At 44.6% G+C, this 22,027-nt stretch carries 15 protein-coding genes; 10 read left to right on the top strand and 5 right to left on the bottom strand.

Annotated elements, in window-relative coordinates:
• Positions 1-3 precede the first annotated feature (3 nt).
• Positions 4-3,192 (bottom strand): SusC/RagA family TonB-linked outer membrane protein, encoded by a 3,189-nt coding sequence (locus tag B9A91_RS23795; protein WP_084241573.1) that lies wholly within the window; start codon positions 3,190-3,192, stop codon positions 4-6.
• Positions 3,193-3,336: 144 nt separating this feature from the next.
• Entirely contained in the window at positions 3,337-7,722 is a 4,386-nt protein-coding gene (locus tag B9A91_RS23790) for a hybrid sensor histidine kinase/response regulator transcription factor (protein ID WP_084241572.1), read from the bottom strand.
• 334 nt (positions 7,723-8,056) lie between these two features.
• Between B9A91_RS23790 and B9A91_RS23785 the strand changes: the two genes are divergently transcribed.
• From B9A91_RS23785 to B9A91_RS23740, 10 genes are all read left to right on the top strand, one after another.
• The gene (locus tag B9A91_RS23785) at positions 8,057-8,941 is read left to right on the top strand and encodes an aldo/keto reductase (protein WP_084241571.1); all 885 of its coding nucleotides are present in this window, start codon (positions 8,057-8,059) and stop codon (positions 8,939-8,941) included.
• 262 nt (positions 8,942-9,203) lie between these two features.
• Positions 9,204-10,130 (top strand): outer membrane protein assembly factor BamD, encoded by a 927-nt coding sequence (locus B9A91_RS23780; RefSeq protein WP_084241570.1) that lies wholly within the window; start codon positions 9,204-9,206, stop codon positions 10,128-10,130.
• Positions 10,130-10,456 (top strand): DNA-directed RNA polymerase subunit omega, encoded by a 327-nt coding sequence (locus tag B9A91_RS23775; protein WP_084241569.1) that lies wholly within the window; start codon positions 10,130-10,132, stop codon positions 10,454-10,456. Before B9A91_RS23780 ends, B9A91_RS23775 begins: the two co-directional genes overlap by 1 nt.
• Before the next feature lie 23 nt (positions 10,457-10,479).
• Positions 10,480-11,673, top strand: coding sequence for a bifunctional phosphopantothenoylcysteine decarboxylase/phosphopantothenate--cysteine ligase CoaBC (gene coaBC, locus B9A91_RS23770; protein WP_084241568.1), 1,194 nt, complete (start codon positions 10,480-10,482; stop codon positions 11,671-11,673).
• A 1-nt stretch (position 11,674) separates the two neighbouring features.
• Entirely contained in the window at positions 11,675-12,583 is a 909-nt protein-coding gene (porD, locus tag B9A91_RS23765) for a type IX secretion system protein PorD (protein ID WP_084241567.1), read from the top strand.
• Between the two features lie 87 nt (positions 12,584-12,670).
• Entirely contained in the window at positions 12,671-13,054 is a 384-nt protein-coding gene (locus tag B9A91_RS23760) for a BlaI/MecI/CopY family transcriptional regulator (protein ID WP_084241566.1), read from the top strand.
• Positions 13,055-13,056: 2 nt separating this feature from the next.
• Positions 13,057-14,883, top strand: coding sequence for a M56 family metallopeptidase (locus B9A91_RS23755; protein ID WP_084241565.1), 1,827 nt, complete (start codon positions 13,057-13,059; stop codon positions 14,881-14,883).
• A 103-nt stretch (positions 14,884-14,986) separates the two neighbouring features.
• Positions 14,987-16,648 (top strand): DNA repair protein RecN, encoded by a 1,662-nt coding sequence (recN, locus tag B9A91_RS23750; RefSeq protein ID WP_084241564.1) that lies wholly within the window; start codon positions 14,987-14,989, stop codon positions 16,646-16,648.
• Positions 16,649-16,707: 59 nt separating this feature from the next.
• A complete protein-coding gene (locus tag B9A91_RS23745) occupies positions 16,708-17,526 on the top strand; it encodes an enoyl-ACP reductase FabI (RefSeq protein ID WP_084241563.1) in 819 nt (272 codons plus the stop codon).
• A gap of 104 nt (positions 17,527-17,630) precedes the next feature.
• Complete coding sequence (locus tag B9A91_RS23740; protein ID WP_084241562.1) at positions 17,631-18,704, top strand: PA0069 family radical SAM protein; 1,074 nt, start codon at positions 17,631-17,633, stop codon at positions 18,702-18,704.
• Here the strand turns inward: B9A91_RS23740 and B9A91_RS23735 are convergent.
• Genes B9A91_RS23735 through B9A91_RS23725 form a run of 3 tightly spaced genes read right to left on the bottom strand, consistent with a single transcriptional unit; the run spans position 18,679 to position 22,021 of the window.
• On the bottom strand, positions 18,679-19,692 hold the full coding sequence (locus B9A91_RS23735) for an FAD:protein FMN transferase (RefSeq protein WP_084241561.1): 1,014 nt from the start codon (positions 19,690-19,692) through the stop codon (positions 18,679-18,681). The two genes, B9A91_RS23740 and B9A91_RS23735, sit on opposite strands and share 26 nt — an antisense overlap.
• 3 nt (positions 19,693-19,695) lie before the next feature.
• Positions 19,696-21,015, bottom strand: coding sequence for a Gfo/Idh/MocA family protein (locus tag B9A91_RS23730; protein ID WP_084241560.1), 1,320 nt, complete (start codon positions 21,013-21,015; stop codon positions 19,696-19,698).
• 40 nt (positions 21,016-21,055) lie between these two features.
• Positions 21,056-22,021: a formylglycine-generating enzyme family protein gene (locus B9A91_RS23725; RefSeq protein ID WP_084241559.1), complete on the bottom strand. Its 966-nt coding sequence runs from the start codon at positions 22,019-22,021 to the stop codon at positions 21,056-21,058.
• Between the last annotated feature and the right edge of the window lie 6 nt (positions 22,022-22,027).

The following is a 22,027-nucleotide window of genomic DNA, read 5'->3' as shown; positions in this document are numbered from 1 at the left end:
GTGCTAAAAATTAACATTCAGGCCCAAAATGAAAGATTTGCTTTTCGGATAGGCCGAGTAATCCACTCCCGGGGTAAGCCCGGTCTTGCGCCTGGTAGAAACTTCAGGGTCAAAGCCGCTGTAATTGGTAAGCAGCCAAAGGTTATAACCTGAGGCATACACCCTCAGTTTCTTCATCTTCAGCTTAGCAGACAATGCCTGTGGCAGGGTGTAGCCAAGCGTTATGGTCGACAAACGTAAAAAGGAACCATCTTCTATCGCCCAGTCGCTCAGTACAAAACTTTTCATATATGGCGACCACAGTGTAGTATTGGCATTCATGGCGGTCAGTTCTGCTGCATCATTGCTGATGGTACCATCGGCACGCAGGTTTGTCCAGCGGTTACCACTGGCCATGGTCGAGATCATATTCCTCGAATTGTACTTACTGGTTGAAGTATATTCTATCTTATTGGCATTGTACACATCATTGCCATAACTCCAGTTAAAGAAAGCTGCGATGTCAAAATTATAGATCCTTGAATTGATGGAAAAGCCCCCGGTATGTAGTGGATTGGCATTACCGATCACTGTTTTATCGGCCTGGCCTATCTTCAGGTCGTCATCCAGGTTTTTGAGTTTCATGGAGCCAGGACGAAGCGCACCGATCACAGGGCTGGCATCGGCCACACCAGGTTTAAGCGTCCATACCCCATTGGTAGCAACCGTTTCGTTGAAATCGGAGGCCTCGTACCTGCCATCGCTCTTATAGCCATAAATGCGACCTACCGAAGCCCCTTCCTCAACCAGGAAATCGACACCAATCTCTGTTGAAGCCCAGCCAGATATCCCGTTGACGTTTTTAACTGTACCCAGAGAAAGGACCTTGTTCCTGTTGAAGCTGATGTTGCCATTCACAGAGAGATCGAAATTTGCAGATTTTACAGCATTCCAGTTTGCGGAGAATTCCAGTCCTTTGTTCTGTGTTTTTCCAATATTTCGGTATTGAAAATCGTAACCTGTTCCCGAAACAGGGAATTGGATCAGCAGGTCGTTGGTGCGGTTCAGGTAAGCGTCTATGCTACCCGTTACTTTAGAATTCAGGATAGAGAAATCGACACCGATGTTCCTTGTTACGGTTGTTTCCCATTTCAGGTCCGGATTGGCCATGATCTTGGATGGCGCCCAGAAGCTATTGAAAGCATTGACCCAGGTTGTTGTTGAATTCTGGAACGACTGAGTGATCTGCCCCGGGGGGATATTGTTGTTACCGGCAGTACCGTAACTTGCCCTTAACTTCAGGTCAGACAGCCAGGATTTGGTTGGCTCCATAAAGTTTTCCTGTGAGACCCTCCAGGCAGCAGACACCGAAGGGAAATATCCCCAGCGGTTTCCTGGTGAGAATTTTGAGGAACCATCTGCCCTGAAAGTAGCGCTTAGCAGGTATTTACCCTGAAAATCATAGTTTGCCCGGCCAAAGAAAGAAAGCATTTTATCATCCGGGGAAAAGTTATTGTCAACCGAATTTGCTTTCCCCTGGGTAGACAATACCCTCGCGTTCTGAAAAGTAAAGGATTTCGGGAAGCCATGCACCACGTTGGTCAGGGTGCCTTCTTCAATTTTAATGTACTCCTGCCCGATCAGCACATTGAGGTTATGGTCTTTCTTAAACAGTTTATCAAAACTGTAGTTCAGTGTATTGGTATTGCGCAGACTGTTCCTGTTGGTATTTGCCAGGATAATGGCAGGAAGGTTCTGGTTCTCACCGGCAGGCACATTCCTTACATAATAGGTAGTTGTTCCATAAAAGCGGTCCTGATCGTTTCTGTAACCATCGTAACCTATCTCCGAACGCAGTTTCAGGTTATTGATGATCTCGTAGGTTGCCGCCCCGTTTAAATTATAGGTTTTGCGGTGAATGTACTGGTCGTTATCAGAGATGGAAACCAGCGGATTGTACAGGTTAAAAGAGTCATCTGTTTCTGTAGTGGTGGTTAAACCGGCTACGGGGAATGGCGGATAGATCATGGCATATTTCAACCTCGAATCGGCAGACGACACCTCGTTCTGTTCATTGGCGCCCCCACCTTTTGTTTTGCTGTCTGAATAGCGCATGCCCACATCCAGTGTCAGGCGATCGAACAGCTTATGGTTCAGCTTAAAATTGATGTTCTGCCGCTCAAAACCGGACAATTGCATGATCGCCTTATCTTTCACAAAACTATGGCTAAGGCTGTATTTCGTTTTATCGCTGCCACCACTGATGTTCAGGTTGTGGTTAATTGTAGTTCCCGTACGGCCAAAAACCAGTTCCTGCCAGTCGTTTGCAGGTGTATTGGCATACAGGTCTATATCCTGATAATTGCCCAGGTATTTGGTATAAACATCTGGAGCTTTATCCAGCAATGCCCTTTCATACTGCCAGATGGCGTAATCCAGGGGTGTCAGTACATCGAGTTTATCGGCCAGCTTTCGTGTTCCGCCAAACAGGTTATAACTGATACTTGTTTTGCCACTTTTGCCACCTTTTGTCGTGATCAGTACCACGCCATTTGCGCCCCTCGATCCATAAATAGCGGTAGAGGAAGCATCCTTTAAAATGTCTATTGACTCAATGTCCTGTGGTGCGATATCAGCTATGGAAGGCATTGGAAAACCATCTACAATATAAAGTGGGCTATTGCTTTGCGTAATGGAGCCACCACCCCTTACCCTTACTACCATTTCCGCGTCAGGAGAACCTTCTGTTGTAGTGATGTTGACCCCTGGCACCCGTCCGGCAATGGCCTGCAGGGCGGATGATACCGGAGCGGCCGCTATCACATCTGCCCCCACAGAGGATACAGCCCCGGTAAGGTCTTTTTTGCGTACAGTACCGTAACCGATATTGATCACAACTTCATTGAGTGAAGCTACATCTTCTTCCAGGGCAAAATTCACTTTCGACTGGCTGCCCACGTTTATTTCCTGGGCTTTGTAGCCCACATAACGTGCTACCAGTACTATCTGCCCGGCAGCCGGCACATTGATCCTGAACTGGCCCTTCTCGTCGGTGCTTACCGCAGTGGCACTTCCCTTTATGGAAACACTGGCCCCGGGGATGGTTTCCTTTCCGGACTTGTCCGTTACTTTACCTGTAACCTGCCGGGTTTGCGACCATGCCGTATTGCACAACAGCAAGAGCATAAAAACTTGGAGTAGTAATTTATTCATAGTCTATATTTGGTTTCTTTTTTTCGAAGCTGTAGGAAGCCCCGGTACACAAACTTAGCCTGATGCTGTTTTTTTGAGGTCTGATTTTTGACGAAATGCATCCAAAAATTGACACACTGGCCCAACCAAGGCCTAGAGCTAGCTTTATATGCTTTTGTTGTCCTGAGATTTCAGGTATTCTGAGGGCGACATTCCGTAGGCCTCCCTGAAACAGGTGCTGAAATATTTGGCACTGTTGAACCCGGCGGCATAGGCAATCTCTGAAATATTGTGCTGCCCTGCATCCAGAAGCTGCTTGCTTCTTTTCAGGCGCATGTCCCGGACAAATTCTACAGGAGCCAGGTTGGTGAGGCTCTTAAATTTTTTGTAAAAGGTAGTACGCCCCATTCCGGCAAATTCTGCTACAGCATCTATATTGAAACCCGGATCTGCCATCCTTTCTTCCACTATGGCAATGATCTCCTTTAAAAAGGCCTCATCCCTCGAAGTGATCACAATTTCACCAGGGCCCAGCAGCACAGATTTCCTGTTGGCCAGCAGTTGTTCAAATATTTTCCGGCGCTGCCGCAGCAGGTTTTCTATAGAGGCCAGGATAAAATCTGTCCGGAAAGGTTTGGTAATGTAATAATCGGCACCATATTTTAAACCCTCGATCTGGTTCTCTACAGATGATTTGGCGGTGAGCAGTACCACAGGAATATGGCTGGTGTTTTCTTTGTTTTTTAGTTCATCCAGCATCCTTATGCCATCCAATTTGGGCATCATCACATCACTCAGCACAAGATCAGGGAGCAGTTCGGCAGCCATTTTCAGGCCTTCCTCACCGTCTTTTGCCTGTACCACCCTATAAAAGTCCTTTAGCTGATCGGCCAGAAACTGGCGCAGCTCATTGTTATCGTCAACAACCAGTACCAGCGGCCTGTCCTTCACTTCGGCCGGCACATGTTGCGGCAGCACCTGGTCTTCCAGGCCATCCATAACCCGCTGTTCCGGTATTTCCCTTATAACAGATGCAACCGTGTCTGTATCTTTAAAATGTGCTTTGCCCAGTTTCAGTGTAAGGCTAACCGTAAGCCCTTTCTCAGGATCATTGTTCCGGGCTTCAATTTTACCGCCATGAATTTCGGTAATTTCACGGCAAAGTGCCAGGCCTATGCCAGTTCCCTCCAGGTTATTGCCAGGTTCCTTGTCCAGTTCGTAATACAGTTCAAAGATGTCGTTCAGCTTGTCCGAAGGTACCCCAATTCCCTGGTCGGCCACACTGATCCTAAAAAAGCCATCGCCCTCCTGGTACTCCAGCCTTACGCTGACCTCTGTATTGCCGGGAGAAAACTTAAACGCATTGGACAGCAGATTATACACCACAATATCCATCTTTTCGGCATCTATCCAGGCATGCAGTTCCTCAACATTGGCACTAACCTTTAGTTCAATGTGTTTCTCTTTTGAAAGCTCAGAAAAGTAACTGCTTATTTCATTTATAAAACCAACCATTTCAGTATTGCTCATCTTCAGCTGCATTTTTCCGCTTTGCACTTTCCTGAAATCCAGCAACTGGTTGATAAACCGGACCATCCTGTTGGCGTTTCTGCGTACCACATTAATATAGGCATATCCCCTGGGCGATAGATTTTCCTGGCGGTATATTTCCTCTATAGGGTTCACAATAAGTGTAAGCGGGGTACGCAATTCATGTGAAATATTGGTAAAGAACCGTAGCTTCAGTTCAGTTAAACGCTGCTCTACAACAATTCGGTTGCGCAGCCTTACCATGGTAAATATTATTTTGCGGGCAATTTCAATGCATATCACCAGCAATATAGCATAAAGGCTATATGCCCATACCGTACGCCAGGGCGGAGGGGCTATTTTGATGTTCAAAGTCTTTAGGGGAAGCCGGGTATACAGGTACCCGTTCATACTTTTCACCTCAAATTTGTAATTACCAGGGGGAAGATTGGTATAGGTTGCCTTGCGTTGGTTTTTTACATCCCGCCATTCTTCATCAAAACCTACCAGACGGTAGGCATAGTCCTGCTTATCGCCCAAACGATAGTCAAGCACGGTAAAATCAATACTGATGATATTCTCATTGTATTTCAATCTTACCTCCTTAAGGGTATTGATGTCTGTTTTGAAAGGAGCAGATTTTTCTTCAATATTCACATCTTTATTGTTGATCTGAAAATTGGTAAATACCATTCCGGCACTTATGCGCTGCTCTGCAATGGCCTGCGGATTAAAGGTCAGATACCCGTAAATACAGCCAAAAAGCAGATCGCCGTTGGGCAGCCTTAGGCTGGAACCTTCAGAGAACCCGGTCTTGGGCAGGCCATCGTAAGAATCGAAATTGCGGAACAGCTGCCGCGAGGGGTCAAATCTGGAAATGCCATTCTCTGTAGCCAGCCATAAATTACCTTTCAGGTCTTCCACCATGCTCAGAATATAATCGCTGGGCAGGCCTTCCTGTCGCGTATAAATGCGTAGCTTCAACCCGGTGCTGCTCACAGTAAGCACCTTGTTCAGCCCTCCCCCGGAGGTAGCGATCCAGATGTTGTCCCTGCGGTCGCGGTAAATGTACTGAACATCATTGTTGCCCAGGCTGCTGTTATCGCCCGGTACTTTGCCGTAATGCCTGAATTGTGGGTTATGGGTGTTACCATCCCCCGGGGCAAAGAGCACCAGCCCATTGGTAGTAGCTACCCATATCCTACCTTTTGCATCTTCCTGCAGGTGCCTGATTTTATCAAAGGGTCCCTGCGGATAATGACTGAAACCATTGCCACTATGGATAAACTTCACTTTCCCCTGTTCTTCTGTAACCAGATTTAAGCCTGCACCATAGGTTCCTACCCATATCCGTCCATTTCTATCTTCCAGTATGGTATAGATCAGATCGCTGCTCAGGCTAAAGGGGTCTTCCCTGTCATTGCGGTAATGCAGCAGCCTGTATTTTTGCTCGCCTTCATCTGCCGGAACAGCCTTAAACAAACCATTGCCCTTGGTGCCCAGCCAAAAATTGCCCCTACGGTCCTGCAAAATAACATACACTAATCCGATACCACCTGGCGGCCAGTTTACAAACACCTGACCGGGCTTCCTGCCCGATACCAGCAGGTGGCCCGACTTGGAGCTAAGCCATAAACGGCCCTGCCTGTCGCTATAAATACCCCTGATCTCATTGTCCGATTTATTCAGGGTGTTTTCAACCAGTAATTTATAGTTAAAGGCATTTTCCTGAAACAGGACCTTTTCTATGCCCCTGTCACGGGTACTCAGCCACAACACTCCTGCCGGGTCAAAATAGCTACAGGTAACAATGTTCGAAAAACGATGCGTTGCCGATCCGGGCTTGTTATGAAAATAAGCGATATCCTCTGTATGGGCATCGTAATAACCAAAGCCGCCTCCCTTCATACTTACCCAGACCCGGCCCCTGTGGTCTTCAAAAACTTTGAACTCCCTGGACCTGTTTTGAAAATTGGCATCGTTCTGCTGAAAAAAATACCGGAACGTAGCCCTTGCTGGATCATACTTCACTACCCCATGCATTTCCGGTTCTATCCAAAGCTGCCCGGCACGGTCCTGATAAAGTGACAGGAATTTTTCTGCTGCAGGCATGGCCGATACCGAAACCTGCAGATCGGCAAGCCCCACCCTGCATACCATACTTTTTGACACCAGGTACAATACCCCCTGTTTTTCAGCTACCAGCAAGTCGTTCAGCCTGCTGTCTGACAACTGTTTCTTTACAACCTGACCATATGCAGGCTGGTAACGCAACAGGTCCCCATCCGTAGTGCCCAGCCAAATGTAATCCCTGCTTTCGGCAATACAGCTATAAGCTATGCCTGATGCGATACCGGCAGGTAAAGGGACATTTCTGTATTTCCCGGCTTCTTCTACCAGGCATACCAGTCCTCTTCCGGTCCCTATCCAGGTACGCCCTGCACGGTCGGCATAAATAAAATTTACCTGATTAGAGGGAAGTCCGAAACCCTTGCCCAGTCCGCTACCATACCTGCTTACCTGCACAGTGCCATCTGCAGCGTTCCTTACACTAAATATGCCCTGGTTGCGCGTGCTTAGCCATATGCGGCCATTGGTGGTTAGCCTTACCCCATCAAACAGGACATTTCCCGCCCCTTGTTCTGCCAGTACATCGGCAATAGCCAGAAATTTTCCATTGACCTTATTAAAGCGATAAATCTGGTTGTCATAAGCCTCAAGCCACAAATACCCTTGTCTGTCTTCTACAATATGGTCGATACGGTTACTTTTTAATGTCGAGCTGTCGCCGGGCCTGGATTTATAGGTCACAAAATCATGCCCGTCAAAACGGTTAATGCCGTCCCAGGTACCAAACCACATGAAACCTTCCCGGTCTTTAAGAATGGTCATTACACCATCATGCGAAAGGCCATTTTCAGTAGAATAATGCTCAATCTTTGAACTGACCTGTGCCTTTCCCGGCACCATTACCAGGAACAGCAAAAACATACAGGCCAGTGCTTTTATTCTGAGCATCATCTAAACGAATATAAGGACATTATATTTGGTGTAGCAACAAGAATAAATACTAAGGCTTAATAAAAAAAGGATAAGGCCGATAAAAATTGTGCAATCGTTTTCGGCAGGCCCCTACTGGCCGGAAGCTTCCCGCTCCGGATCAAGGATCCCCTCTACAATGGTCACATTCCCTTTCTTCAGCCCTTCTACCAATGCCACAATATGATCTACACGGTAATTGACCATAAATGGTTTGGCCGAAGGACTTTTCCAGGGGCAGTCCTGTTATTAAATTGCTACTTTGATTTGTGCTTAAAAAAGGCCATATTGGTCGTGTTAGAATAAGATAAAGCATATGCAAAAAGTTTACATGGGAGATTCCGGTGCAAAAGTTTCTCCGGCGGTTTATGGATTTTACAGATGGGATGAGGTTAAAGATCCCGGAACAGTATTGAAAAACACAGTTCAACTATGCCTTGAGCTGGGCATCAACACTTTTGAACACAGTGCCAGTTACGGCTCTTTTGCCTGCGAAGAACTTTTTGGTAACCTGATGGCCAATGGCGCATTTAAAAGAGAAGAGGTGGTGTTGTTTAGCAAGTGCGGCTTAAGGGTCCCACACCTGCAAACACCTGAGGTAAGGGTAAGACATTACGACAGCTCTGCCGCTCACATCACAAAAAGTATTGAAAGCTCATTGAAAAAACTACGGACAGATTATCTGGATATTTTTTTATTGGACACGCTTGATCCGATATCTAACCTTGAGGAGACAGCATTGACGTTGGATAAATTAAAAGAGTCGGGCAAAATAAAAAACATTGGTGTCGCTAATTTCACGGTTTTTCAGCACCAGCTGCTGGCAGCTTATTTAACCAAGCCTATTGTAACCAACCATATAGAATTGAACCTTTTAAGTACCCAGGCCCTGGATAACGGCCAGATTGATTATATCAAACAGCGTTATATGAGGCCGTTGGCTTACGCTCCATTGGCGGAAGGCAGAATTGCCACCGGAACCGACCCCCAAGCCGTTAAAGTACGTGAAAAGCTCGAAGAACTAAGTATTAAATACAACGCAAATATTGAGTCTCTTGCTGTCGCCTGGCTGGTAAAGCTTGGAGCATTGCCCCTGATCGGAACTACAAATGAGCAAAGAATAAGAAATGCAGCAAATGCATTCAGCATTGAACTGGATCATCAGGATTGGTATGCCTTATATAACATCAGCAGAAGCTAATCCATAATCATTTTGCAGGGCAATTGTCTTTTTTAAGATCCTGAAGCCTCTGCGCGATTATTCTGATTCAGAATTAATAAAGAATCTCAAGGGAGTTAAAGCGACTGTGATGGTCAATGGATAGGTGTCCCGGAAATTGAAACGCAGAAATAAGGTTTGTGTTAAAAAGTGTTAAGGCCTTGTTAAGGTCAAAGCCTTTACATAGCTTAGCGTCCTGTTATTTTTAATTGACGTTGTCGTATTATTACCTTATCTTTGCAGAATGTTTAAAATTAAACACGTAATACTATTCAGTTTCATCGTTATAGCCCTAAGCATTGCGGGCTGCAAAAGCCAGTTTGAAAAGATCAGACTAAGCAATGACGTAAAGAAAAAATACGAAGAGGCCATGCGTTTGTATAACAAGAAAAACTATTCAAAGGCCTTGATTCTCTTTGAAGACCTTTCTCAGAAATACAGGGGAAGAGCAGAAGCCGAAGAATTGAATTACCATTACGCAATGACCCTTTATAAATTAAGGGACTATACTACTGCAAGATACCAGTTTAAGTCGTTTGCCGATACCTATCCAAGCAGCAGATATGCTGAGGAATGCAGGTATATGGGCGCTTATTGCTATTACCTGGACTCCCCAGCCCCTAGTCTGGATCAGGAGAATACCTACAAAGCTATTGACGCTTTACAATTGTTCATCAACTTTTACCCTAAAAGCGAACGTGCAGCAGATGCAGCCAAATACATTGGTTTGTTAAGGGCCAAGCTGGAAGATAAAGCTTATGCGAACGCCAAGCTTTACTACGATTTGGGCGGTTACGATGTAACCAATTATAAAGCCGCTGTTATTGCACTAAAAAATGCGCAGATCGATTTCCCTGACATTAAGTATGCCGAAGAAATGGACTTTCTGATCATCAAATCTCAATTTGCCTATGCAAAAAACAGCTATGAGACCCGCCAGGAAGACCGGTTTAACGAAGCCATTACCTATGCGGATGAATTCATTGAAGGGCACCCGCAAAGTAAGTTGGTTGAAGATGCCAAAACTCTGAAAAAGGATAGTCAGACTGGAATAGAGAACGCAAAAAAATTCCTTGCCCAGTTGGCAAAAGACCAGGAAAAATATAAAGCAATGTTGGCAAAGGATGCCAAATCAGACAGTACAAAGACAATAAAAACACCCATTAAATAATGAATACGAATAAACCAGCAGTACCGAATACTACGGTAACCAGAAATGTTAATGATCTGGATCAGAAAACAAAAAATATCTATGAGTCTCTGGTAATCATTTCTAAAAGGGCTAATCAGATCTCCAACAATATGAAAGAAGAACTGCACGGCAAACTGGCCGAATTTGCTTCTTCTAACGACAACCTGGAAGAGATTTTTGAAAACAGGGAGCAAATTGAGATCAGCAAGCATTATGAGCGTTTACCAAAACCAAGCTTAATTGCTATTGATGAATTCCTGAACGATAAGGTCTACTTCAGAAACCCTGCTAAAGAGCAACAATAAGACTACGCATAGGGGTTAAATCCATGCTTAAGAATAAAAAAGTAATCCTTGGCGTTTGCGGCAGCATTGCGGCATACAAATCAGCTATACTGGTTAGGTTACTGGTAAAGGCTGGTGCAAACGTTAAGGTAATTCTTACCGCCGATGCGGCTAATTTCATTACGCCGCTTACCCTGGCTACGCTCTCTAAAAATCCTGTTTATACCCAATATTTTGAAGAAGAAACCGGTGTTTGGAGCAACCATGTAGAATTGGGGCTTTGGGCTGACCTGATGGTTATTGCCCCTGCCAGTGCCAATACTTTGGCTAAAATGGCTTCAGGATTATGTGACAATTTACTTACCGCAGTTTATTTATCGGCCAAATGCCCCGTATACTTTGCTCCGGCTATGGACCTGGATATGTGGAAACACGAGAGCACAAAAAATAACATTTCAAAGCTGCTTTCTTATGGGAACCAGGTTATTCAACCCGGCAGCGGCGAGTTGGCGAGCGGTCTCTTTGGTGAAGGAAGGATGGCCGAACCCGAAGAAATTACGGCATATCTATCCACTCACATACAGGCCTCTCTTCCACTTACCGGCAAAAGGGTTTTGGTTACCGCTGGCCCAACCTATGAAGCCATAGATCCGGTACGTTTTATAGGCAACCATTCCTCAGGTAAAATGGGCTTCGCCATAGCCGACAGGTTTGCCGCACTAGGCGCCGAGGTAACCCTCATTACTGGACCTACCGCCCAGCTCAGCAATTATGAGCTGAACCGGATTGACGTAGTTAGCGCGGCCGATATGCTTGAAACCTGCAAAGCTGAATTCAGCGGCGCCGATATTACGGTAATGAGCGCCGCAGTTGCCGATTATACACCTGTAACAAGAGCAGATCAGAAGATCAAAAAAACAAATAGCGAGTTTAGTCTGGATCTGAAAAAAACAACAGATATACTGGCTACCCTTGGTACTTTAAAAACAAAAAATCAGTTATTGATAGGCTTTGCCCTGGAAACCGAGAATGAGGAAGAATACGCGAAGGCAAAGCTGGTAAAAAAGAACCTTGACCTTATTGTGCTTAACTCGCTTAACGATAAAGGTGCCGGTTTTAAAAAGGATACCAATAAAATAACTATCTTTAATAAAGCAGCAGAGAAAACTGTATTTGAAATGAAATCAAAAAGCGAGGTTGCTGTTGACATTTGTAATGAAATATTAAAGTTGTTGTAGCATGAAGAAACGCTGCTCATTTATTTTCCTGTTGTTTTGTTGCTGCTGCAGCTGGGTACAGGCACAGGAATTGAACACCCGGGTACAGGTAATGGCCCCCACCGTTCCCAATATCAACAAAAAAAACCTGGAAGTCCTTCAGAATACCATCCGCGAGTTTCTAAACAACAATAAGTGGAGCAATGAACCCTACGCTCCCGCAGAAAGGATTGAATGCAATTTTGTAATTACAGTAACTGCCTGGGACGGCAGTTCGGCCTATAAAGCAGAAGCACAGATCCAGTCCAGCCGCCCTGTTTACAATACCGCGTATAACAGTACGCTGCTAAACATCAGTGACAAGGATTTTGATTTCAATTATAACGAAGGACAATCTCTTGACTTCTCTGATCAGAATTTCATTTCCAATTTAAGTTCCCTGCTTAGTTTTTATGCCTACACCATTATAGGCCTGGATAAGGACAGTTTCAGTAAACTTGGAGGCACACATTTCTATAACAAAGCACAAAATATCTTAAATGTTGCCCAGGTATCCGGAAATAAAGGATGGAAAGCTTTTGACGGGCTTCGAAACCGGTACTGGCTGAATGAAAACCTGCAAAACAAAAGTTTCGAGGAGCTGAGACAGTTCATTTATGATTACCATTTTAACGGACTGGACCGCATGCAGGAAGATCAGTCGAAAAGTGCCAAAAAGATCATTTCCCTCCTTACTACTTTAAAACAAATGGACAAGCAGAAGCTAGGTTCTATTTTTCCGAACATGTACCTGGCCACCAAAGCAGATGAATTGGTAAATGTAATATCCACACTGCCAGATCCCCAAGATAAACTAAAGGCTTATAACCTTTTATCAGAAGTTGATCCGGCCAATCTCAATAAATACGAAGCCTTAAGGGCAAGTCGTTAACGACTGATTAGTAAAAAAGTGTTAAATTATTTTGCATCTACGAATAGATTCGTATATTTGATTACGAAACAATTCGTAGATGCAGATATGACAGCACAAACAACGCCTAAGCCTACCGAAAGTGAACTTGAGATCCTGCAGATACTGTGGGACAAGGGCAGTTGTACGGTAAGGGAGGTGCATGAGGTTTTAGAAAAAAATAAAGATTCTGGCTATACCACCACACTTAAACTGATGCAGATCATGCATGAAAAAGGATTGGTTGCCAGGGATACCTCGTCGAAGACACACATTTACCGCGCCTTGGTAAACCAGGAAAAAACACAACAGCACCTGGTCAATAAAATGATTGACAATGTATTTAATGGTTCCGCTGCCAGGCTGGTGATGCAAGCCCTGGGCAACCATACTGCAAGCAAGGAGGAGATTGATTCAATAAAAAAATATCTGGATGAATTAAGCAATCAATAAAAATGGAAGCAATTGTAAACAACCTGATCAAAGCTATTGGATGGAGTATCTTTCATTCCCTATGGCAGGCCGCAATTATTTATGGGATATTACTCGCGGTAGTTAGTCTTTTTCCAAACCTGACGGCCAGGTTCAAACATAACCTGGCTTATGGGGCCATGTGTCTGATGTTTGCCGGTTTCTGCATCACCTTTTGCACTGTTTTTAAATGGCCCGCAGATAAACAGCCTGTACTTGTGGGTAATGCTCCGCAGGGAATAAATGCAGCGCAGGAAATGACTGGTTTCCCGGCCACACTCAGTACCCAGGCTGAGCAGCTCTTCCCTTACATTACTGCTATATATAGTCTCGGTATATTGTTCCAGCTGCTTATCCTTACTGCGGGCTATAAAAAGCTACAAGCTTTAAAAGGATCCGATAAAAACCAGGTTCCCTCCTCCTGGCAGCAGATTTTTCAGGAAATGACAGTTAAACTGGGGATCCGCAGACCTGTAGACTTTTACCTCTCCGGGCAAGTTAATATCCCATTGGTTATTGGGTATTTTAAGCCGGTAGTGCTTTTTCCGGTGGCCCTGGTTGCCCAACTGGACATCCGGCAGGTAGAAGCTATATTGATCCATGAGCTTTCTCATATCCGCCGAAACGACTACCTTTTAAACCTGATAAAAACAGCCATTGAAACCCTGATGTTCTTTAACCCCTTCATATGGCTAAGCAACAGGTTCGTCAATATTGAAAGGGAACACGCCTGCGATGACCTGGTATTAAAACTAACAGGAACGCCATTAACCTATGCCCACGCCCTGCTGAAACTGGAAATACTCAAAGATAAAGCTACCCCTGCCTTATCTATGGCCGCCAGTGGCAAACAACAACACCTTTATCAACGCATTAAAAGAATCACAGATATGAAAACAAACTATATGAACGCAAAGCAACAGCTCTTTGCCATTACGCTCACCGTAGCTACTGTAATTTCATTGGCATGGATCGGCCCCGCCAAAACCGAACCTGCAATCCTAAAACCAGGTGTAACGCATAAACAGCCTGCACTAAAACAAGAGGCAAAAAATCCTTTTAAAACTACACGCCTAAAACAGGAAGTTAAGCCTGCAGCAGAAGAGGTAATGCAAGATACCACAAAGAAAAGACGCAAATTCAGGATCGTTACCATTGATCCGCAGGGCAATAAAAAGGAATATGATTCCATGAAAGAAATGCCGGACAGCCTAAGGAAAGAAGTGGTAAAAGAGACATTCAGTGATATGGGTAATTTCCACCTGAACTACAATTTTAAAACAGGCTTAGACACCATCATCAGCAAAAAAATGTTTTTCATGAAATCACCCGAATGGCAGGAAGGCATAAAGGCAATGTCGGAAGACCTGGCAAAAAAATTCAGTTCGGATGAATGGAAAAAACAACAGGAACTGATCCGGAAACAAACTGCGGAAATTCACAAATATTTCAACTCTGAAGATTGGAAAAAACAGCAGAAAGAACTGACAGAACAAAGTAAAAAGGCCAGGCATTATTTCAGCTCTCCAGAGTGGAAAAAAAACCAGAAAAAAATGGCCGAAGACGCAAAGAAATTTCAGGCAGATTCAAAATTATTCCAGAACGCTTATAGTGCACAAATCAAAGATGCTCAGAAAATAGCAAATTCAATACATGTTTACCTTTCTTCACCGGAATTGAAGAAAAAACTGGAGGAAGCCAGAGCCCTGGAAAATTCCGCTGAGTATAAAGAACTGAAAAAGAAATTTGAAGCTGAAGTTGAGGCTTTAAAAAAGAAAAAAGCGGGCCAGCCAGACAATACCCCTTTTTAAACTTGTGCCAATTTTTAGTACCATACACACAATTGAAGGCAGGAGATAATCTTCTGCTTTTTTTGTGGTTCGTCGTTAAACTTTTTCTAATTTAGCAGTGTATATGCTGCAAAAACTTTCCATCCGTAACTACGCTTTGATTGACAGTGTTGAACTGGAACCAGACAAAGGACTTAACATCATCACCGGCGAAACCGGTGCCGGTAAATCTATCATGCTTGGGGCACTGTCACTGATACTGGGCCAAAGGGCCGAAACAAAGTATTTCTTTAACCAGGACAGGAAATGTATTATCGAGGGACAGTTTTTATTAAACAACGACCAGCTGCGCCCGCTTTTTGAAGAGAACGACCTGGATTTTTATCCCGAAAGTACTTTGAGACGGGAGATTTCTACGGATGGCAAATCCAGATCGTTCATTAACGACACCCCTGTAACACTCCATGTGATGAAACAGGTTGGGGAGCACTTGATAGACATCCATTCGCAACATGCCACCCTTGAAATCAGTGATCCTGAATTTCAGCTCTCAGTTGTAGACACCCTTGCAGATCACACAGTACTATTATCCGATTACCGCAGCCTTTTTAAATCCTACAAGCAGCAGCAAAAACACCTTACTGAGCTGCAGGCCAGGGCCGATGAAGCGAGAAACAGGCAGGATTATGAACAGTTCCTGTTTAATGAACTGGAAAATGCCAATCTGCATCCGGCAGAACAGGAAAAACTGGAAACCGAATTGCAAATGCTCAACAATGCTGAAAGCATTAAAAGAAGCCTGTTGACCAGCTACCATTTGCTAAGCGAGCAGGAAAGTGCTGTACTTTCCATTTTGAAAGAAGTGGTCGGACAGCTGCAAAGTGTAGAAAAGTTCAATCCCGCTTATGCGGAACTGAATGAACGATTACGCTCTTCTCTTATAGAGATTAAAGATATAGCCGAAGAAACATCGGTTCTGGAAGACAATATTGTTTTTAATCCTGCACGTATTGAAGAGATCAATACCCGTCTGGACCTCATTTATGGTTTGCAGCAGAAGCATAAAGTTAGTAGTACTGAAGAATTAATTGCAATACAGGAACAACTATCAGCTAATCTGGTCAATCTGCTGAGCAGTGATGAGGAGATAAACCAGTTAACCAAAGCACTGGAAGAAACGCTCCTGAAGCTCGAACAGATGGCTGCAACTTTATCTGTCAACCGCCTTAAAGCCATTAGCAGTACAGAAAAAAGTGTCGGAGAAATATTGCGTCGGGTGGGCATGCCCAATGCAAAAATAAAAATTGAACAACAAACGACCGTGGAACTCAACAAAGATGGGAAAGACCTGATCGGCCTGCTGTTCTCCGCAAACAGCGGTCAGCCTCCTGCCCCGGTTGGTAAAGTGGCATCAGGTGGTGAGCTGTCCCGCCTGATGCTGGCCATCAAATCCATTATGGCCCAACATACCTCCTTACCTACCTTGATATTTGATGAAATTGATACAGGAATTTCAGGCGAAACCGCCTTACAGGTTGGAGACGTGATCGGCGAACTGGAGAAAAACATGCAGGTAATCTGTATTACCCACCTTCCGCAGATCGCTGCCAAGGGAGATGCCCATTACTTTGTATACAAGAATGAAGAAACTGATCGTACCACAACCGGTATACGCAGGCTGAATAAAACAGAGCGCGTAGCTGCCATTGCCGAAATGCTGAGTGGTAAAACGCCGGGTGCTTCTGCTCTCGAAAACGCAAAAGACCTGCTGGGTTACAAAAGCTAAATGCAGCTTCTGGCAAAAGAAAAATTCCTTAACTTCGGCCTGTTTTAAAACAAAATACTATGTACAACTTATTAAAAGGTAAACGCGGCATCATTACAGGCGCATTAGATCAGAATTCAATTGCCTGGAAAGTAGCCGAAAAAGCACATGAAGAAGGCGCAACATTTGTTTTGACCAATGCTCCTATCGCCATGCGTCTGGGAGAGATCAATGCCCTGGCTGAAAAAACAAATTCACAGATTGTTCCGGCCGATGCAACCAGTGTTGATGAACTGACCAGCCTGTTTACCCAATCACAGGAAATATTAGGCGGCAAAATAGACTTTGTACTGCACTCTATAGGAATGAGCGTTAACATCCGTAAAAAGATACCTTATACAGAATCCAATTACGATTACTTCATGAAGGGGATTGATGTTTCCGCCTTATCATTTCATAAAATGCTTGCTGTTGCCAAAAAACTCGATGCCATTAATGAAGGCGGCAGTGTAGTGGCCCTAACTTATATGGCCGCCCAGCGCACCTACCCGTTCTATACAGACATGGCCGACATTAAAGCCATGCTGGAATCTATTGCCCGCAGTTTTGGTTACCATTACGGATTGGAGAAAAAAGTAAGGATCAATACCGTTTCCCAATCACCAACCAAAACAACTGCCGGAACAGGGATCAAAGGTTTTGGCGACTTCTATGATTATGCGAATGCCATCGCTCCATTGGGCAATGCCGATGCAGAATCCTGTGCCGATTACTGTATTACCCTGTTCTCTGACCTTACCCGCATGGTAACCATGCAGAACCTTTTTCACGACGGAGGTTATTCTTCAACAGGGGTTAGCGATGTAGTAATGCAGAAAATGGGTTTAGAAGAGCAATAAATTTGTTGATGTTATTGAAAAGGGACCTTACCGGGTCTCTTTTTTTTATACAAAATTTTGGTTCACCCATTTCATTTTACTAATAATATTAGTATTTTTAGCTAATGATATTAGACGATGAAAAGCCGGACAATTATGTAAAGGGAAGGGGGGCACAGTTCAATCCCCATAACCGTTTTGCAAAAAACGACTATGTGAAAGACCATGAAGAGGGCATCGACGACTGGGAAGAAGAAGACCATAAAACCACCTTCATCTTTGGCAGATCCAAATCTATTGTAAACAAAGTAGAAAGTCCTGATGTCGGCATGGCCTACTCCCTCAACCCCTACCAGGGCTGCGAACACGGCTGCAGCTATTGCTATGCCCGTAATGCACATGAATATTGGGGTTTTAGTGCTGGTCTCGACTTCGAACGTAAGATCATTGTTAAAACAGATGCGCCTGAACTTTTTAAAAAATTTCTTCAAAAGAAGGGATGGGATGCTTCCGTTATCTCCTTATCGGGTAACACCGATTGTTACCAGCCTGCAGAACGTAAATTCAGGATCACCAGGCAATTGCTTGAAATTGCGCTCGAATACAGGCAGCCTATCGCTATGATCACCAAAAACGCCCTGATATTAAGAGACATTGACCTGCTTACCGAAATGGCTAAACTAAACCTCTGCATGGTGTATGTATCTATAAACAGCCTGAATGAACAATTGCGGCAAAAGATGGAGCCCCGCACCACAACTGCAAAACAGCGGCTTAAAATAGTGGAGCAGCTGAGCAGCGCTGGTGTACCTATGGGCGTAATGGTAGCTCCGCTTGTTCCGGGCTTAAGCGACCATGAGATCCCATCTATACTGAAGACCATAGCCAATTGCGGCGCTATAGCGGCTGGCTATACTGTGGTACGGCTGAACGGCGCAATCGGAGGTATATTTGAAGACTGGCTCCGCAAGAACTATCCAGATCGTTTTGAAAAAGTATGGCATATGATCCAGTCCTGTCACGGCGGAAATGTGAACGACAGCAGGTTTGGTGAAAGAATGCGGGGCGATGGCAATATTGCCAAAATGATAAGAGATAATTTTAAACTGCATTGCCGCCTAAACCACCTGAATGAAATAAAGCCATCCCTGGATTCAAGCCTTTTCCGTGTGCCTAAAGATCAGCTAAGTATGTTCTGAACCCTTTTGTAAGCGTGTCGGCAATACTGCCGTCTTTACGATGGTAAATGATATAAGCTTCCATGCCTTTCCGGGCATTCACAAAATTAATGGCCTCATTAACATCCATCGCCATAATAGGACTATCATAGCCATCTGCTGTAATTGCGTCTTTGGCATAAATGGTAACACTAATCAATGCGTTCTCAATAGGATAACCTGTATGAGGGTCAATCAGATGGGTTATTTTTTTTGCTCCTTTTTGCAGGTACTTTCTATAATTTCCAGCGGTAGTTATTGCCCCATTATTGATTTTCACTACATGCCTGATCACCGGTTCTGCACCGGCCGATGCTGCCGGTCCTTCAATTCCTATACGCAGGGAAGTACCATCGGGCTTAGGGCCCTTCATTCTCAACTCACCCCCTATCTCCACAACAAAGCAGGATATTCTTTTTTTCAACAGGTAGCCGGCAACCACATCCACACTATAGCCCTGGGCAATCCCGTTAAGATCTATCTGAATACAAGGCTTATCTTTTTTAAGATAATTTCCTTTCAGGCTCAGGCTATTCATCCCAACACAGTTCAGCAGCTCCTTAACCCTGGCACTATCCGGAAAACTACTTACCCGTTTTGCACCAAATCCCCAGGCCTCAACCAGTGGCTCAACCGTCACATCAAATTTACCTTGTGTATCCTTGTAAATGTCAAATGACCTGCGCATAACCCTTGCAAAATGAGGATCAACAGCCAGACCATCTTCTGCAGCATTAAACCTGCAGATTGCAGAATAAGGCTTATATAAGGACATAGAAGAGTCTATGACACTTAAAATACTATCTACAGCCCTTTTGGTAACGATACTGTCTACAGCAAAATACTTTACGGTATAGTCTGTTCCCTGGGCATAGCCATGAATGTTATACTCCCGCAGCTCTTTCCTGCCATAAACAAGAAAGAGCAACGGGAGCAATAATAAAATGATATATTTCTGGATCAGCGGCAAACCTTACACCACTTTGGTTTTTCCCGGAACAGGAACCGGGTACAATCCATCTGCATCAGGCATCAGTCGCGGATTGGCATTCCAGCTCAATGTTTCAGGCATCAGGCTATTGTCGGCCTTTAATGCATCATCCCATTTGATCACCTGTCCGGAATACGTAGCATACCTGCCAATAATAGCTGTAAAACAGCTTTTAGCTGCGCGTTCTGCATCCTGGAATTTAAATTCGCCTTTACTTATGGCAGCGAACAATTCATCATGCTCGGTCTGATATGGGTTAGGATTTCCTTTTGTAGGATGGTTATATATCTCTTTGCCTTTATGGTCCCATAAAACCCCGTTATGGCCTGCCGATAGGTAAACACGTCCTTTAGTTCCCTGGAAGGTCTCATCCACCCGGTTGGCAGTTCCTTCAAAATGCCTGCACTGGCTATAGATCACCGCACCGTCAGCATAAGTTAGCTCTACCGCATGGTTATCATAAATCTCACCATAATCCTTACCCGTTCTCCAGGCACGGCTTCCGGTTCCCTGCACCGATACCGGGTAAGCATTTTTAACCCAGTTTGCAATATCTATATTGTGTACGTGTTGCTCTACAATGTGGTCACCGCAAAGCCAGTTAAAATAGTACCAGTTACGCATTTGGTACTCCATTTCTGTCTGGTTAGGCTGACGCTTTTTAACCCATACCCCGCCACTGTTCCAGTATACCTGCCCGCCAACAATATCGCCAATTGCACCGTTCTGAATACGTTTCAATACCTCTCTGTAATTGGCCTGGTAGCGGCGCTGTAAACCAACCACAACGTTTAATTTCTTTTGCTTGGCTATTTCTGCTGCCGCAAGCACTTTACGAATTCCTGGAGCATCAACAGCTACCGGTTTTTCCATAAAAACGTGTTTGCCTTGTTTTACCGCTTCTTCAAAGTGTATAGGTCGGAATCCCGGAGGCGTAACCAGCAACACCACATCAGCAAGGGCTATAGCCTTCAGGTAAGCGTCAAAACCTACAAACCTGCGGTCCTGCGGAACATCCACTTTTTCCTTAAACCTTTCAGCAAGCTTGGTATAACTGCTGCTCAGTCTATCCTCAAAAGCATCGGCCATAGCTACGAGTTTAACATTGACTTTAGTACCAAGGGCCTGGAAAGCAGCACCCGTTCCACGGTCACCACAGCCTATCAAGGCAATTTTAATCGTATCATCGGTAGAAGAATGTGCCCCGGCAAAAGCAAACTGATCTAACATTACCCCTCCTGCAACCAGTGCAGAGGCTTTAAGAAATTCGCGGCGTTTATCCCGCAGTTCAAGGTTGTTCATTTTGGTTGATTATTTGGTTTTTAAATTTGTGAGTTAGACATTAATAATCTGCTATAGGTGCTTTATTGTAATAGGCATCAATCTCAGCTTTCGAAGGGGCTTTCGCGGGCCTAACCAACCTGATGCCAATAAACGGCGCTTCCGGAAACCACCAGTTGCTTTTTGGGATCTGTGGATCCAGCTGCTTCCAGACCGGATCAGAAGGCAACCGGGATGCAGAACGAACTTCCCTGGCTGCATCATCATATGAGCCGCCACGGATCACATTGGCATACAATTTATCTGGAACAGCAACAGGGTTATTGGCCTTCTCCCCCTTTATACCCGCATAAAAATCAGGGATATATTGATCATAGGTCCATTCGCCCACATTTCCGTACATATCATACAGGCCCCAGGGGTTGGGTTGTTTTTTACCTACAGGATGTGTTTTTCCTTCGCTGTTTGATTTATACCAGGCATAATCACCCAGCTTCGATTCATCATCCCCAAAAAAGTATTCTGTGGTACTTCCCGCGCGGCTGGCATACTCCCATTCCGCTTCGGTAGGCAAACGATAAAATACACCTGTCCGGGCATATAACCATTTACAAAATTGTATGGCATTGTAATGCGTCATCGCCAGGGCAGGATGGTTTTCCTTTCCCATACCAAAGGTCATATCCAGATAAGGTTTAGTTGGTCTGGTAACGGCATCTACATTTGCAGGTACCGGCCCTGTACTATGCGTAGTTTCATAATCCTTGTATAAAAAGGGTTCAAAGATATCCCATGTCACTTCAACAGTACTCATCCAAAAAGGATCAAGCTTCACTTTGTGTACCGGCTGCTCATCCGGTTTCCCTTTTTTACTGCCCATTAAAAACTCTCCGGCCGGGATAGCTTTCATCTCAAAGCTTAACTTGGTGCCGTCAATCTGTTGGGTGTAAGCCTCATGCTTTTCCTGCGCGCTTGCCTGAATGGCAAAGAAAACAAGGGGCAGTAATGTGGATATTCTAGACTTCATTTGTTA

This window comes from Pedobacter africanus, assembly GCF_900176535.1.
GTDB classification, from domain to species: Bacteria; Bacteroidota; Bacteroidia; order Sphingobacteriales; family Sphingobacteriaceae; genus Pedobacter; species Pedobacter africanus.
This window is presented reverse-complemented; position numbering and strand designations above follow the sequence as displayed.